At 48.0% G+C, this 15,747-nt stretch carries 16 protein-coding genes and 1 pseudogene; 5 read left to right on the forward strand and 12 right to left on the reverse strand.

The genetic code is table 11. From position 1 onward, the window contains the following. Nucleotides 1-14: 14 nt before the first annotated feature. From ACUTVW_RS02315 to ACUTVW_RS02365, 11 genes and pseudogenes are all read right to left on the reverse strand, one after another. On the reverse strand, nucleotides 15-794 hold the full coding sequence (locus ACUTVW_RS02315) for a threonine/serine exporter family protein (RefSeq protein WP_445644966.1): 780 nt from the start codon (nucleotides 792-794) through the stop codon (nucleotides 15-17). A 194-nt stretch (nucleotides 795-988) separates the two neighbouring features. Beyond that, on the reverse strand, nucleotides 989-1,294 hold the full coding sequence (locus ACUTVW_RS02320) for a hypothetical protein (RefSeq protein WP_445644286.1): 306 nt from the start codon (nucleotides 1,292-1,294) through the stop codon (nucleotides 989-991). A 145-nt stretch (nucleotides 1,295-1,439) separates the two neighbouring features. After that, entirely contained in the window at nucleotides 1,440-2,777 is a 1,338-nt protein-coding gene (locus ACUTVW_RS02325) for a DUF4179 domain-containing protein (RefSeq protein WP_445644287.1), read from the reverse strand. Beyond that, the gene (locus ACUTVW_RS02330; RefSeq protein WP_445644288.1) at nucleotides 2,774-3,289 is read right to left on the reverse strand and encodes a sigma-70 family RNA polymerase sigma factor; all 516 of its coding nucleotides are present in this window, start codon (nucleotides 3,287-3,289) and stop codon (nucleotides 2,774-2,776) included. The genes ACUTVW_RS02325 and ACUTVW_RS02330 overlap by 4 nt, the downstream gene beginning before the upstream one ends. A gap of 274 nt (nucleotides 3,290-3,563) precedes the next feature. Then, entirely contained in the window at nucleotides 3,564-4,100 is a 537-nt protein-coding gene (locus ACUTVW_RS02335; RefSeq protein ID WP_445644289.1) for an ankyrin repeat domain-containing protein, read from the reverse strand. Between the two features lie 68 nt (nucleotides 4,101-4,168). Further along, entirely contained in the window at nucleotides 4,169-4,591 is a 423-nt protein-coding gene (locus tag ACUTVW_RS02340) for an NUDIX domain-containing protein (protein WP_445644967.1), read from the reverse strand. A gap of 108 nt (nucleotides 4,592-4,699) precedes the next feature. Next, nucleotides 4,700-5,230 (reverse strand): annotated as a pseudogene (locus ACUTVW_RS02345) (GNAT family N-acetyltransferase); the annotation flags it as partial. Between the two features lie 191 nt (nucleotides 5,231-5,421). Further along, the gene (flgB, locus tag ACUTVW_RS02350; protein WP_090917944.1) at nucleotides 5,422-5,832 is read right to left on the reverse strand and encodes a flagellar basal body rod protein FlgB; all 411 of its coding nucleotides are present in this window, start codon (nucleotides 5,830-5,832) and stop codon (nucleotides 5,422-5,424) included. A gap of 236 nt (nucleotides 5,833-6,068) precedes the next feature. Then, on the reverse strand, nucleotides 6,069-6,884 hold the full coding sequence (gene speD / locus ACUTVW_RS02355) for an adenosylmethionine decarboxylase (protein WP_445644290.1): 816 nt from the start codon (nucleotides 6,882-6,884) through the stop codon (nucleotides 6,069-6,071). Nucleotides 6,885-7,085: 201 nt separating this feature from the next. Next, on the reverse strand, nucleotides 7,086-7,664 hold the full coding sequence (locus tag ACUTVW_RS02360) for a DUF1273 domain-containing protein (RefSeq protein ID WP_445644291.1): 579 nt from the start codon (nucleotides 7,662-7,664) through the stop codon (nucleotides 7,086-7,088). Nucleotides 7,665-7,745: 81 nt separating this feature from the next. Then, on the reverse strand, nucleotides 7,746-8,879 hold the full coding sequence (locus ACUTVW_RS02365) for an RluA family pseudouridine synthase (RefSeq protein WP_445644292.1): 1,134 nt from the start codon (nucleotides 8,877-8,879) through the stop codon (nucleotides 7,746-7,748). Nucleotides 8,880-9,069: 190 nt separating this feature from the next. Here ACUTVW_RS02365 and ACUTVW_RS02370 point away from each other — a divergent pair, with 190 nt between their 5' ends. Then, a complete protein-coding gene (locus ACUTVW_RS02370; RefSeq protein WP_445644293.1) occupies nucleotides 9,070-9,477 on the forward strand; it encodes a hypothetical protein in 408 nt (135 codons plus the stop codon). 279 nt (nucleotides 9,478-9,756) lie between these two features. On the opposite strand, the gene ACUTVW_RS02375 is transcribed toward ACUTVW_RS02370, so the two are convergent. Continuing rightward, nucleotides 9,757-10,467, reverse strand: a complete 711-nt coding sequence (locus tag ACUTVW_RS02375; protein ID WP_445644294.1) for a GT-D fold domain-containing glycosyltransferase — start codon at nucleotides 10,465-10,467, stop codon at nucleotides 9,757-9,759. A 319-nt stretch (nucleotides 10,468-10,786) separates the two neighbouring features. On the opposite strand from ACUTVW_RS02375, the gene ACUTVW_RS02380 reads away from it, so the two are divergent. Genes ACUTVW_RS02380 through ACUTVW_RS02395 form a run of 4 tightly spaced genes read left to right on the forward strand, consistent with a single transcriptional unit; the run spans nucleotide 10,787 to nucleotide 15,146 of the window. After that, nucleotides 10,787-11,476, forward strand: coding sequence for a glycosyltransferase (locus ACUTVW_RS02380; protein WP_445644295.1), 690 nt, complete (start codon nucleotides 10,787-10,789; stop codon nucleotides 11,474-11,476). A gap of 17 nt (nucleotides 11,477-11,493) precedes the next feature. Next, on the forward strand, nucleotides 11,494-12,483 hold the full coding sequence (locus ACUTVW_RS02385) for a polysaccharide biosynthesis protein (RefSeq protein ID WP_445644296.1): 990 nt from the start codon (nucleotides 11,494-11,496) through the stop codon (nucleotides 12,481-12,483). Nucleotides 12,484-12,517: 34 nt separating this feature from the next. After that, nucleotides 12,518-14,413 (forward strand): nucleotide sugar dehydrogenase, encoded by a 1,896-nt coding sequence (locus ACUTVW_RS02390; protein ID WP_445644297.1) that lies wholly within the window; start codon nucleotides 12,518-12,520, stop codon nucleotides 14,411-14,413. After that, the gene (locus tag ACUTVW_RS02395; RefSeq protein ID WP_445644298.1) at nucleotides 14,400-15,146 is read left to right on the forward strand and encodes a class I SAM-dependent methyltransferase; all 747 of its coding nucleotides are present in this window, start codon (nucleotides 14,400-14,402) and stop codon (nucleotides 15,144-15,146) included. Before ACUTVW_RS02390 ends, ACUTVW_RS02395 begins: the two co-directional genes overlap by 14 nt. The last annotated feature ends 601 nt before the right edge of the window (nucleotides 15,147-15,747 follow it).

Here is a 15,747-nt window from a genome sequence, read left to right on the forward strand (position 1 = left end):
TGCAACCCTCCGTCTTACATCAAAAGTGAAAATACAACGGCAATGCCTGTACCGATGGCAAAAGCAGTCAGAAAAGCCTCAGCGCCCTTGGATAAACCGGATACGAGATGCCCGGCCATCAAGTCACGTACAGCATTGGTAATAAGCAGTCCTGGCACGAGTGGCATGACGGAACCGATAATAATTTTATCCCGCTCAAAGCCTGCTCCAATATCCACCAGGAAAAAGGCAAGCATGCCGATCACAAAGGAGGCTGTAAGCTCAGCAAAGAATTTCACACGCACCCAGCGGTGGAAAAGAATGACCGCAGCGTAACCGATCCCGCCGCAGATCAGTGCTGGCAGAAAATCACCCCAACCTCCGCCGAACATAATGGTAAAGCATGAACTGGATAAAGCAGCGGCACCTAGCTGCACAGCATACGAATAACCGGAAGGTTTTCGTTCAATTTCCAGCAGTAGATTATGGGCTTCCTGAACGGTCAACTGCCCTTGTCCGATACGTCGTGAGACGGCATTGACTTCAGATACTTTATCGAGGTCAGTTGTTCGCTCAGAGATACGAATCAACTTGGCTGGTTCGGTGGCGTCTACAGAGAAAAAGATGCCTGTAGGCACAACATAACTATGTGAATGCGGGAGACCTAGTGCAGCAGCCATTCGCTTCATCGTATCTTCAACGCGGTACGTTTCACCCCCGCTTTGCAGCATGATTTTGCCGGCAAGCAGACAGATGGCGATGACTTGGGATTGTTCCGATGCTTCCGTAGAAGCGTATTGGCTTTGGTTACTCATCTCCGGTTCGGATTCAACGGGAGAGTTTGTTTCATGACGTATGTATTCCAACCGGATCAAGCTCCGTTTCATATGAGATAAGGCGTGGTATCGTCACCATTGTATCATATTTCACACGCTCACAAGCAATCCCGGAATATGTAATAAAAAGCCTCGCCCGATCCCCGAAAGGAAAGAGACGAAGCCTTTGGACTTTACATCAACAGGGTGATGACAAGCAATTCATACAGCACGAGCGGCAGAATCGTTGGGCCAAACAAGGCACGCGGTTCGGGATAACCATGCATTGGCGTCACTTGGAGGTACAGAATACCGCGATCCGCACTAATAATGACACCTTCCCAGACCTGACCGTCGATGTTCTGGACTTGTACTTTTTTGCCGACGTGCTGACGAGCCGTATGATGCAGCGAATTCCGCACACTTTGCACGGATTGCAGCATCGGTTGATTGGCCTGATACACAACGCGAGCGGATGGTGTGGATGGTGATTCAGACATGATGCACAACCCTTCCTCGAAATAAAATTCTTCTTTCTTCAAGGTATGCATCTGCCTACAAAAGGTGATTACACATATGTCATGTGTAGTTCTCCACGACCGCTTTCGTAATTGACCTGCCCCAGTGCGCCATTAACAAAGTTTATTAGGGATTTACAGGGATTTCGAGTGAGAAAGGTGACTTTATTTTTGACGGATAGGTAGCAATTTTCATCCGAAGCTCACCCTGTAATTTTGCACCATTTTCGATGGTGATGGAAACCGTCGTGTGATCCTGACCTTTCCCGTAACCTGGACTCCAACTTGCGCCAGGGGTTTCGTAAGATTTACCTGTGCTGTCTTTTACCTTGTTGAAATTAAAGACGAAACTATTTTCCATGTTGTCAGGAACAGAAAAATCAATAATGAGATCTTTACCTTGCACTTTGCTGCCAAGCATCTGAAGTCCAAAAGGGCCGCCAGCGACCTCACGTGTCTTCAAGTTTAGGCTGAAATCCAGCTCCTTTTTATCGAGACCTGAGAACCCGGAACCTTGCAAGGTCAGCTTTTTGGGTTTGGCAAAATACATGCTTTCAAAATAGATGGAACGTGTATCTTCCCCGATGGAGGTGTCGGTTCTCCAGGCGCGTCCTTGTTCATCAACCAATTGTAAATCGCTGAGACCAAAGATTTTCTTGGTATTGCTTGGATCCATCTGTACATCAAGCACCAGCCGGGTTGGATATATGGTGGCCTGTTTCACCTGGATACGTTGTCCATCAATGACTAAGCTTTCGTTCACAGGGATGATCTTTTTCATACCTTTGGTCAGATTTTTATCTACGGGTAGGGTTACTTTCCATACGCCTGGATGGGCATTGTCTCTCGATTTGAAAACCACCGTTAACACATCAGGAGGAGAAGCTTTGTCGGTGAAGACGACATCAATAAAGTTTTCATACCCCTGATCATCTGAATCAGAGTGAGGTGCGGAATACCCAAAACCAACAGGAAGATCTTTACCATTTCCATCAAGCAAGTCGATGTCATAGTCGAATTTCTCTATATTTTTCATGCCTTTCATCTTATAAAAAATAACCATGCGCGAGTCGTCTGTGATAATACCTTCCACGGTTACAGAACCCCCGTCATGCTCGTCGGTGATCCCGACTTTTTGTAACAGGGACTGATCGATCGCCATCATTAATCCTTTGTCTTGCCGAATCAGGCTGACGACACCTTCCATGCCAGGCAGTTGCTCGACAAAGGACGCAAAGGCAGGAGATACCCGAATACAGCCTGTGAACAATAAAATCAGGGCAGCTGCCGAAATAGAGCTTGTTAACCAGCGCAGCTTTGTTTTTCGTTTGTTGGAAGCTTGGCGAATTCCGGCCTGAACAGCTTGTGATGCTGTCAGATCGGGAACGTGCATCGTATCGTATTCGGCCTTACGTGCTTGAAGACGGGTCTCCAAATCTTCGAACGGATTTTGTTTGTCGGTCATGATAAGATCTCTCCTTTCGGTTCAAGTTGATTTCGGAGCTTGCCAAGCGCGCGGTGCAGTCGTGATTTGACCGTGCCTGCCGGGATTTCGAGAATGTCAGCGACTTCGGTCAGCGAGAAACCTTCGAAATAACTTAGAATAATAATTTGTTTGTATTCCGGTTCCAGGGCAGCGACTGCAGCGGCCAGATCAGGGTCTTCAGGGCGATCCCAGCGACTGGATTCCCGAATTTCCGTAACGGGGCTAAATCGAAATTTGCGTTTGCGTTCATCTGCACAGTAATTCAGAAGAATACGGATCAGCCATGTGCTGAAGTAAGAGGGCTCTTTCAGTTTTTTAAGTTTGCGGAACGCGCGGTAGGTTGTTTCCTGTATCGCTTCCAGTGCATCGCCCTCATTGTGCAAATATGCGAAGGCGATCCGGTACAGGCGGTTCTGATGCATGTTCATTAAGGCTGCAAAAGCAGCAGCATCCCCCTTTTGTGCAGCTCGCGTAAGTTCGGTAGGGGTCACAAGGCTCCTCCTTTGCTGATGTTGTTTCGTATTAGACAGAGAAAGTCCCCAAACGGTTCTTGTATTTTCAAAAAAATATGAATGTATTCCATTTCACAAAAGTGTCTATTGCATTATACAGCAAAAAAACCGGCAGACCTCCTATGGGCATTGCTGCTCCAATACGAGTCTAACGGTTATCCGAGTGGCCTCAAAAATATTCCCAAACACAATTTTGAGTCTCAAGTGTAGATGGAATTACAGGCTATAGTAGCTTAGATCCGTCCACTTTAACTCAGGGAAGCTTCGCCATTACTTCCTGCAATCGAGTCACGACAGAGGTGTTACCTCGTTGCTCCGCAATGTCCAGAGCCGTTTCACCTGAAATATTGGGTGCCATAGGATCGGCTCCATATTCAAGCAACATGTCGATAATCACTGTCTGATCGGTATGAAAGGCTGCGGTATGCAGTGCATGCTGTCCATCACTGTCAGCGATGCTTGTAGATGCGCCATGTTCAAGCAATAGTCGAATCACTTCCGCAGAACGTTCTCCAGCCAGTGCAGCGTGTAAGGCTGTGTTGCAAGGAATAAAGGAAATCAGAGAGTGGGAGACGCTATCCACATCAGCTCCGTGTTTGATAAGGGTATGTACACTTTCTTTTTTCCCATAGTGTGCGGCATATCCCAGAGGTGTCAATCCATCCTTGTTTTCTGTGTTCGCCAGTTCCGGGTGCACATCAAGCAGGGACTGAAGTGTTGCCACATCGCCATCTTGTGCGGCTTGGAATAACTGAGTAACCTGTTGTGTTTGCGGTTTCGCATCTGTCATTTGTACTAACCTCCGTTTTCGTATAAAAGGCACGGATTATTGCAATATTGTATTTCCCGTAAAGGTATTCATCGTGAGCTATCGGTGTCGTTCTTCTGTGTGTATTGCCGCTTCGCTGCTTCCAATGCCGGGATGGCAAAGCTGGCGAGTGGAGAAGGCAACTCATGAAGCGGGAACCAGCCGATCTCACCGATCGCTCCGCCTTCTTCCAGATTGCGAGCCACCCCGCTGATGACCTGGGTAGAGTAGATCATGGAGATCCAATGTTCATGTAGCTCAGGACGAATGGTTTCAGCAGTACAGAGTAAACCATCGATAGCGATATTCAGATTGACTTCTTCTTTAATCTCGCGAATCACAGCGGTTTCGAGCGTTTCATACGCATCGACTTTCCCGCCGGGAATGCTCCAGGTATGCTGCTCCGGGGCACGATTACGCCAAACCAGCAGTACTTCCTTCCGTTCATTAAGAATTACAGCACCTACGCCAATCCGGGGAATAACATTGGAGGTGTTGCTGACACTGGCAGAACCTGCGGTGCGGTCAGCCGGTGTAACAACCGCTGGTTGAAATGAAACCGGATATCCTGTCTGAGCAGACCAATCCGTAGCGAGAATACTCATTGAGATCAGATCGTACTGTGTACCATCTCGAAGAACAGCAGCACGATGTCGACCTTCTTCTCGGAATCCGGCTTTCAAGTACGCTCTCCTTGCGGCTTCATTGTATTCAATCACGTCCAGAGCGATCCGATTCAAGTTTAATTCATGGAACGCATATCGCAAAATCAAGGCCAATGCGTCACTGCCATAACCCTTACCACGATCGCGCTCATTCCCAATACCAATAGCCAGCTGTGCAGAGCGATTGTTCCATTCAATCCGATAGATGGCGACAAATCCGAGAAAGCGGTTATCCTCCAAGGTGCGCAGTGCAAATTCGAAATCTTGACCGTTGCGAACCGAAGACGCTCCAGTTTCATCCGATGTTTGTGGAGTCGCAATATCTGTATCCAAGTTACGCATATAATCATAGTTCTCCGTGAAATGTGCGATCTGAACACGATCTTCAGGGCAAGGTGGTGCGAGTCTAACCTTAGAGCCTTGAAAAGCATTGTAATGACGAGCCATGTTGCACCTCTTTTACAGGAAATAAGTTCCTTCGTTTTTAACATTATACTACAGTTAGAGATATTACCGAACTTACACATTGATCACCAAGGCTTGGCGACGAAGAGGTAGGTAGGATAAGAGCAAAGGACAACGGGAGAACAGAGATTTTTACACAAAAAAAACAGCCACAAGGGCTGCTGTATAGGCTTTTATTTTAAATCATTCAATAAATTTTTCATTTTTTTGTAATGTCCGCTGACGCGATCAGCCATGTAGTTATACATGAGTTGATTCTCGGAAAGCATAGCCATCTCCCGGTCAATATCTACATTGTTGTTGTTATTGTTCATGGCTGTTTCGTTGTTCTGCATCACTCGGTACTGCACGATGGAGGCATTGGGATTGCTGACGGGAAAATGTTTCTCATGCGTGCGTTGCATCCGGAGTTGTCCGGTTTTACCGTTCTCGATGATACGTCTAAGCTCATCTTGAAACTCAACGGTGGTCTTTTTGTAATTGGGCGTATCGGCGTTAGCAATGTTGTTCGTGATGGCTGCATGTCGCGCGTTTAAGGCTTGCAGAAGGGATTCATTACGCTTGGTCGTATTCGTTTCAATCATACCCTAGTCCTCCTTCACCGCATCCGAGTGCAGTTCTCTCTATTTTAAGAAATTCGCGCGCACACTGTCAATATGTTCAAAGTAACATATGGCGGGTGGGCTCACCGTCACAGCCGAAATAAACAACAATAAAGACAAGTATATGACCCAAATATGTGCTTCCGTGAAGGAAGTCAGCAGGATCAGAATCACTTGTCTTTATTCATGATGACATCACTCCTGACTGGTCTGTCCAATCAGGAAGAACGGTCTATATTTTTGCCGTAATAAATTTCGTCCATCTCCAGCTTCAGCCACTCGGTGATTTCCTGCTGCTCGGCTTTACTAAGCTTCTCCTTAGTGTAACCGAACAGATAATTATCCAGATCAAATTCCTTGAGCTTACATTTGGTGTGGAAAATATTCTCCTGATAGACGTTCACGTCAATCATATCAAAGCCGCTTTTGATCTCGTCCGGAATGTAATTCTGAATCGAACTGATCTCATGGTCAATAAACAGCTTGCGACCGCTCGTATCCCTTGTAAAACCGCGTACCCGGTAATCCATAATCATAATGTCCGTATCAAAAGAATGAATCAGGTAATTCAGCGCTTTCAGCGGTGAAATCTCACCACAGGTCGACACATCGATATCGGCACGGAAGGTGCTGATGCCCTCGCTGGGGTGGAATTCGGGATACGTATGCACTGTAATGTGACTTTTATCCAGCTGCATGACGACATTATCGGGCAGGGGTCCAGGCGATTCATCGAAGGATTCTTCGGGAATCTCGACAATAGGGCCTTCCGAGACCAGCATCGTTACACTGGCGCCTTGGGGAACATAATCCTGCTGCGCGACATTCAGGACGTGTGCTCCGATGATGTCCGATACATTTTTCAAAATATGAGTCAGTCGGTCTGCGTTATATTGTTCATCGATATATTCAATGTAAGCTTCACGTTCTTCTTTGGTCTTGGTGTAACAGATATCGTACATATTGAAACTGAGTGACTTGGTGAGGTTGTTGAACCCGTGCAGCTGAATGCGCTGCTCTGGCGTTAAAGTCATGGTTGCAGTTCCCCTTTATCCCATACGACATAAAAATCGCAGTTTTAATACTACTTATACCCAACCTTGCCCGAAAAAAAACATGAGTTTCCCATTTGTGGCGAGCGGACGTACTCCTTGAGTTCAGCTTAAGAGTCCAATAAAAACGGAGTCCAGTCAGAAAAAAATACTGCACAGCAATTTGCCGTACAGCATCCAAAGTTAGAAGGGGATGTCCCCATCATAAGCAAAATCATTCATACGTTCTTCCTCCGCGACAGATTGAATATCCTCGGAAGTTACCGTAATGATGGGATAATGCTCGTTTTGTTGTTTTTTGATGGCCTTTTCTTTTACAAAACGTGGGCTACCTTCGCCGGCATCTTCGTCATAGACGAGTAGCAGACCATCGCTTTTGCGCAGCAGCAGATCGTCCCGTGCGGTGAATTGCCATGGCCCGATATATGGCTGTTTGCTAATTGCACCATAATAGTCTACCCCAGCCAGAATGGAACGGTAGTACTCCTGCTTGTCTTCTTTCCATTGTTCCTCCGGGTTCTGAAAAGCAGTGATAATCGACAGCTTCAGATGTGGATAGCTCTGTTTCAGCTCCAACACAACCTCGCAGGCCCAAAGGTCGACACCGTATTGACCTGGAGTAAGCACCCATTCCAAGCCATCTTCCACAAGAGGTGTAAGGCGGGAGGCGATGGCTTTTTTAATGTAGGGTATGCCCTCATGCTTCTGACCGAAAATTTGCAGTTCATGTGCGCGGTAGCCGGTTATGAACAGGTTTTGCAAACGTGTTAACCTCCTTTCAGACGGACAATGAGTCCGTGAGGAACGGCATCTTAGTCGGTTGTCCGTCTTCGTATGAGCACGTTATTGTGCAGGTGTAGCTTCTCCGCGGAACGGATACAGGAATGGCTTCGGAATATCCGTTTCGAATGTCATCAGCTTGCCTGTCGTCGGATGGATGAATGACAGTACGCGTGCATGCAATCCCAGACGTCCAAGATCTCTCGTGCGTGCGCCGTATTTACGATCCCCGGCAATCGGATGTCCCAGGTCTTCCATATGCACACGAATCTGATTTTTACGACCCGTTTCCAGACGAACCTCCAGCAGGGAGAACTCACGGTTCGACTTCAGCCGTTTGTAATGCGTAACCGCATGTTGCCCGTCGTTTGGACGGGAACTGGAGTACATCTTGAGTGTTTTGGTTTCCTTGAGCCAAGAGGAGATCGTACCTTCTTCTTGAGCTACCGCGCCTTCAACCAGTGCGACATAAACACGGTCCTGTACGTTTTCTTTCCAGTTATTTTGCAGTTGCTGTTGAACCTCTTCGCTTTTGGCAAACATCATCACACCCGAGGTGTCCCGATCCAGACGATGCACGATGAAAATCCGGTTCAGTTCGTTGGTACGACGCACATGTGACATCAGCTGGCGATAAGCGGTCAGATCATCACTTTTATCCGCTGCGATGGACAATAATCCCGCTTCCTTGCGAATAACAATGATGTCGTCGTCTTCATGCAAAATGTTAATGCCCGTCAGGGAAGGAGCGGCGACTGCACCTTCTTTGCTGATGAACACGACCTGTCCAGGCGTCAGCGGCTCATTAAACTTGGTCACCACTTTCTCATTCACGGATACTTGCCCACGACCCAAAATGGATTTTACGGCATTTCGTCCGGACTTCAGATGTTTCAGCAGGAAATTCAGCAGTTCATCCGGTTCCGTTACTTTGTACTGACGTGGCGGTTCGGACTTGCGATAGTGTGCATTGCCTGGACGCTTGGATGTTTTAGCCGGTTTGGCGACTTTACCACCGCTTTTTGCAGGCGCCGCGGACGAATGGGAAGCTGAAACCTTATTCGTATCCTCTCCCGAGCGAGGGGAATTCGGTTTGGATGATGAAGTATTGGAGCGGCCGGAATGCGGCTTGGAAGAACCTCCGTATGATTTTCCTTTGGCAGATGTACCGCCAGTTGAGCGTTTGCGTTTATTCATAAATAACTATCTCCTTCTGAACAGCCTGTACCCTTTGTGTGCATACGATCCGTTCATTTCGTTATGCAGTTCAATATACCATTATCCGCACGGAATTAAAAATAGGTTCATCAAATCTGCCAACCATCCAATCCGAAGAGATTTCAGATTCATAGGATATGATATCCCATAGCATTGGAGGTGTTACTTCATGGGCGTGTTTCTCGATATGAGAACCTCGGAGAACTCGGGATACGTAGGGGCACCAGGCTTACCTTTGTCTGAATCTCCTGAACCCTTCGGTGTAATCGGTCTTCAGACCCAGGGGGTCATTAATCCGATCATTACCTTCAACGGCACGGTAGGTGTTACGGGAGAACTGGGCGATACGTTTGTTGTAGAGATTGTGCGTGGTTTTGTGTACGACCCGTTCTTCATCATCTATCGTGCAGAAGGTACAATCGGACAAAATGGCGGAGCCGAGTTCCATTCGTTTACAGCTCAGGATTTGGCTGCACCACCAGCGCTGGAAAATGTATATACGTCGTTCATCTCCGGTGTATCCACAGCTGTGCGAACGGGACCGGAGATGTTCTACGGTATTGCCGCGACCAACTAAAGGAGCTTTGAAAGACTTTAGAGAGACCATCTTATAGTAACGTTTGTTGTACCCGTTTCAGCTACATTGCAATCAAGATCATTCCAATCAAGATATAACTCAAAATCCCCGCCTTCGTAGGCGGGGATTTTGAGTTTGAGATGAAGCGGGATTGTAAGAGCATTGATTTATAAGAGAGAGTTGAAAGTAATTGATATAGAAGGAAAGGGAGAAGTAGAGATATACAAACGGAGCTATCGATCATGGGAATGAAGAAGAACTGAAAACAGTAGATGGAACTTAGTTGGCGCGTCCTTTCAAAATCATGTTGTTGGCTTTGCCGAAATCGATGGCGACTTTACCTGCCAGTGCTGCTGTTCGTTCTGCAAGAATGACGGCGTTAACCCCGCAAGAGAACAGAGCAACATCAAAGTCATCCTGATGGGTTTGAATCCATTGCAAGGTCTCATCCATCTGATCATAGTTGTCAAAAGCCAGTGTACTTACGATGTCGAGGTGATAAGGCTCCTTAACGAGTGCGGCCTGTAACTCATCCAGTTCACGCGTTACAAGCAACACACGTTTGCCGGCAAGCATCTGCCAAAACCGAGGTACTTGCACAAGTTCACGATTCACACAAGCATGACAGGTGAGCGCAGGCGCGATGCCGTAGTGAGCAAAGATCATATCGGTCAGCGGCCGCTTAAGGTAATCCGGAGCCTTGATGGTGCTGTCTCCACGTGGAAGGACACCCACAATGGTGGCTCTTTTCAACGAAGCAGCGACTTCGTCCCGCATCTTCAGGTTGGGAAGCCGCAGTCCCTTTTGTCCGAGATTGGCTTTGACCGCCCAGCGTTCTTGTAGCACCTGCTCCATAGGCCATACGGATTCTTGTGACATGACAATATTTTCGCCATCTCCCACACGCACGAGAGAGAATGGACGCTGCTCGCTCAAGGCTGTTTCAAGCTGATCCAGCACACCCTGCATTTCCAGATAAATCGAATTCATTTGAATGCCTGCCCCCTTTGAAAATAAAGCTCCTCTATTCTATGTTGCAAGAGAAACCGTGATCTGTGTGTTAGACCCTTAAGAGATAACTTGGGATGTATATCAATCTATTTATAAGAAATTCAGTACATATGTCGGTGCCGGAATGTTTGAGCTTTCATACGTTATACAGTGCTGACATTTTAAGAGAGTATTTACGTGAAAGGGATCAGCGCGAGGAAAGAGTTTTGTAGATGCTAGCTTTCATTTTCGAAAACTATGAAAACGACTGTACTCGGCTCGGCCAAACGGGCTTACAGCGTTCATGAGGAGGAAGGGTATGTCCAGGAAAGTTGTGATTGAGATTAACTTCAATAACTACGGGTTAGATCCGCAGCGGCTGACCCGCGAATGGCTGGAGCGTCGCATGACGATTTTTCGCACGTTTACACTGCACTGCCTCAAGGCCCAGACGAATCAGGATTTCCTGACGGTAGTGAAGCTTTCGAAGGAATCCGGAGAACTGATGCAGGAGATTCTGGCGGGGCAGGAGCCGCTGCCTTCGAATATTCGTTTTGGAACTCATATTGAGAGTGTGCGAGCCATATTGGAGTTTGCCAAAGATGTAGAGGACATCTACATTGCCCGTCTGGATTCGGATGATCTGTATCACAAAACATTTGTGCAACAGCTCTATGATGTGCAGCCGCAGCCGGGTACGATGGCGCTGATCAACCAGAATGGTTATCTGTGGGACAGCGTAAACAATGAGATGGCTCCGGCATTTCACCGTTCACCTCAATTTTATGTATATCTCTACAAAACGGCGGAATATGCCGCTGGATATCGTGTTAAACTTCCGGGCCGAGGCACGCATGGCAATGTCATCGATTTGCCGCATGAACTGCTTGCACCGCGGAACTACGTTAATATCGTGCATGCCAGCAATACGTCGGTCAAAAAAGTACCGCCTAAAGACCGCTTGAGCCGCGAAGAGATGGCGCAGGTTTTACGTGAATTCATGATCTGAACAGGAGGGATTCATCCATGATTCAAGGACAAACGATTCTGATCACCGGAGGAACGGGCTCCTGGGGCCAGAAGCTAACGGAGGTACTGCTCGCGCAGAACCCGGCGGAGATTCGACTGCTGTCTCGGAACGAGTATGCTCAGATTGCAATGCAGCGGGAGTTCAATCATGATCCGCGTCTGCGTTTTATCATTGGAGATATTCGGGATTACCGAGCAGTGGAGGAGGCATGCCAAGGTGTAGATGTGCTCTTTCATCTGGCCGCGCTCAAGCATGTTCCGGTCTGTGAGGATCAGCCAGATGAAGCATTTAAAACAAATGTGATTGGGACACAGAATATTATTCGGGCGGCCATCCGTATGGGGATTCCAAAAGTCATTGACGTATCCACCGACAAGGCAGTCGATCCGATTAACGTATATGGCATGACCAAAGCGCTGGGTGAAAAAATGATGATTCGTGCCAACTGGCTGAGCGAGAAAACGCGTTTTGTATGTATCCGCGGCGGCAATGTGCTGGGTACAAGCGGCAGTGTAGTGCCTTTGTTCCAGCGGCAGATTGATGAAGGCAAAAGCCTGACCATCACGGACGAAGGCATGACTCGCTTTTTCCTGACACGTACCGAGGCCATTCATTTATTGCTCAAAGCAGCGGAAGCGGCGGTGGGCGGAGAAACCTTCGTCATGAAAATGAAAGCTTGCAATATGACCGAACTGGCTTCCGTCATGCTCGAACAGGCAGGTCGCCCGTCAGGCGATTACAAAGTGACAGGCATCCGTCCGGGGGAGAAGCTGCACGAAGTGCTGATCTCGCCATTTGAAGCACCGCGTACTCGCCAGTACGATGCGCAGTATTATGTCATTTTGCCAGAGCATCCCGACCAAGGACTGACGAAGCATTATGATCCGTTGCCACATGTGAAGTTCGACCAGTATCGCTCAGACAGTGAAATGATGAATAAACCGGCGATTGCAGCATTTCTGCGGGCAGGAGGGTATATCAACTAACGGAAGGGAGGCGGAACGTTTGGAGGTGGAAGAGATGAGTGAAAACAGCCTGTATCCCGAAGAGAAAGGGCAAGAAGAAAAGGAGAAGCAGGCACAGGCTCCAGCAGAGCACCGTGGCCGGAAACAGCAGCGATTAAAACAGCTCTACCCGAAACCGCAGAAGACCACGCTTCAATGCATTCATGACCGCTCCCTGAAGGCTGTTGTCATCGGTCTTGGTTACGTGGGTCTGCCGATGGCCGTTGAGATGGCACAGTCCGGTTACCAGGTGCACGGTATCGATATTGATGCAGCTAAAGTGGCAAAGCTCCGCGCAGGTCATTCCTATATCATTGGCATTGAAGATGAGGTAATTCAATCGCTGCTGGAAGCGAATTTGTTGACGGCAGGTACAGATTATGCGGCAGTAGCTAACGCGGATGTCATCGTAATCTGTGTACCGACTCCGTTAACGGATGAACATCAGCCGGATATATCTTATATTTCATCAGCCGTGGGGGGCATGATCCCCTATCTCCAGCAGGCTAGCCTTGTTATTCTGGAGAGCACCACGTATCCGGGCACGACGGAAGAGCATGTGAAACAGCCCGTAGAAGCAGCGCGCGGCTGGACTGCAGGTGAACATTTCCATGTCTGTTATTCTCCGGAGCGAGTCGATCCGGGCAGTGTGCATTACGGGGTGAAAAACACTCCGAAAATCATCGGCGGTTCGACTCCCGCCTGTCTGAGTTATGGAACACAATTCTACGGTTCGTTTCTGAACGAAGTCGTGCCTGTTAGCTCGACAACGGTTGCCGAGACAGCCAAACTGTTCGAAAATACGTTTCGCAGCGTAAACATTGCGCTGGTTAACGAGTTAACCCCGGCTTGTGAGCAGATGGGCGTGGATATCTGGGAGGTGTTACAGGCAGCGGCAACGAAGCCGTTTGGATATATGCCGTTTTATCCTGGACCGGGTATTGGCGGGCACTGCATTCCGATTGATCCGATCTATCTATCATGGGCAGCCAATCGCCAGGGATCGGAGCTGCGGTTCATTGAGCTTGCAGATGCGACGAACCGGCAGATGCCAGATCACGTAGTTCAGCGTGCAGCAGCCCTGCTGGAACAACGTGGTCATTCTATTCGCGGCGCCCGCGTTGTACTGGCGGGTATGGCGTACAAAAAAGATATTGACGACCTGCGCGAATCCCCTGCGCTCGACGTCTTTCGGCTACTGAGCGCAGCGGGCGCCGACGTTGTTTTCACCGATCCGATGGTGCCCGTATTCCGTCAAGATGATGGCTCCATGCTCCAGTCCAGGCCTGCTTCGCCCGAATTGTGGACATGGGCTGATCTGGTGATCATCACAACCGACCACTCTGCGTTTGATTACCAGGAGATGGCGGATCATGCACCGCTTATTTTTGATACACGCAACGCCACGGCTGGATACCAAGGAGACCATATCGTTGTACTCGGTCAACCGGAGCGAAATGACCATGGGAGAGTACACAGCTTGGAGCAGGAGAAGGGTCAGGGTGCTGAAAGGGAAAAGGGTGTCCAATCAGAATATCTAAAACATGCAGGCCATGAGGAACATGAGAAATATGAAGAAGTTGTGGAAGATGCTGAACTTGCGGAAACAGAACATGTAGAGCATGAGGAACAGGGGATGGAGAAAGAGGAATTTCAAGATACAGAGCATGAAGCGTCAGGATCGAAAGGTCATAGTAACAGCGGCCAGACCACGAGAGAGAAAGATTCAGCAGGGGCAGACGTAAAAGGACAAAATGAAAGATATCCGGGTACGAAACGCGAGAGCGTTCCCTCGGGTGAAGGTGCAGAGAAAGAGAACGGTGAATCGCATGGAATCCAAGACGATGGCTGGGCGGATCAAGATATGAAAAATGTGCACGGGAAAACGGGAGATGGCTATGGCAAATCATGATCGGGTGAACGAACGTTATTACGGAGAGATTAATTCCGAAGATTCTCATGAAGCGACGAGGACCCGTGTGCACTGGATGTGCCGGGAAACCACAGGCAAACGTATTTTGGATGTGGGATGCAGCCAGGGAATTACGTCTATTTTGCTGGGGCGTGAAGGCTTTCGGGTGACAGGCGTGGATTTGGAGGAGGAAAGTATCCGCTATGCGCAAGAGGAGCTGGCTAAAGAATCCAAGCCCGTCCGCAACCATGTCGATTTCCGCATGCTGGACATCACGCAATGGAAGGCGAGAACTACGTTTGACACTGTCCTGCTAGGGGAAGTGCTGGAACATTTTGCTCATCCGGAGACACTGCTGTTGCAGATTCACCGGCTGCTTGGAGAGGAAGGTACACTCATCGTTACCGTTCCTTATGGCTATCATCCATTCTATGATCATAAGCAGACGTTCTATGCGAGTAATCTGGCGATGTGTTTATTACCGTATTTTGAAGTATGGAAACTGGAAGTGCATCATAAATATCTATGTTGTGTGGCGCGTAAACGGCAGAAAGTACAGCTTGATATCAAACCTGCCGTGAATCAAGTGCTGGATTGGATGAAGCTGGATCATACTCATTTTGTAGAGGTCGAGCAGCAACATCTACGCTCCATGAAACAGCGTAAAAAAGCGCTGGACAGTGCCGTGGATCAGCTGAAACGGCTTCGTCGTCAGGAGAATGAGGAAGGGTAAGTGGAGAAGCAGCGTCGTTAGACCAACACCAACACCAACACCTTAAACCTGACATGAGCAACTGTAGCATTAGTATGTGGTGACACCAGTAACAAAACTACAATCACAGTGGTAGTACGGTAACTACACAAACACTAACTACACAAACACTAACTACACAAACACTAACTACACAAACACTAACTACACAAACACTAACTACACAAACACTAACTACACAAACACTAACTACACAAACACTAACCTTTACTCCTCACGCTTTACAAAAAAAAGGTAACTGCTCTAACTCAAGTACCACTATCAGCGACTGCAGAAGAAGAACGGACACTGCACACAACTCTCATCGTGAACATCAACATTAACCACGAAATCAAGCCTAACAGCAGCAACTGTACCACTAGCATGTGGACCATCGACACGATTAGAAATAACGCAATCACATCAACACTACGGTACTAGCACACTAACAGCACTAGCTAAACGAACAATAACTTCACAAACCACACAAACCACACAAACCACACAAACCACACAAACCACACAAACCCTAACCTTAACTCCCCACACTTTACAAAAAAGTAACTGCGCTAACTCAAGTATC

It is taken from the genome of Paenibacillus sp. TSA_86.1, from assembly GCF_052691815.1.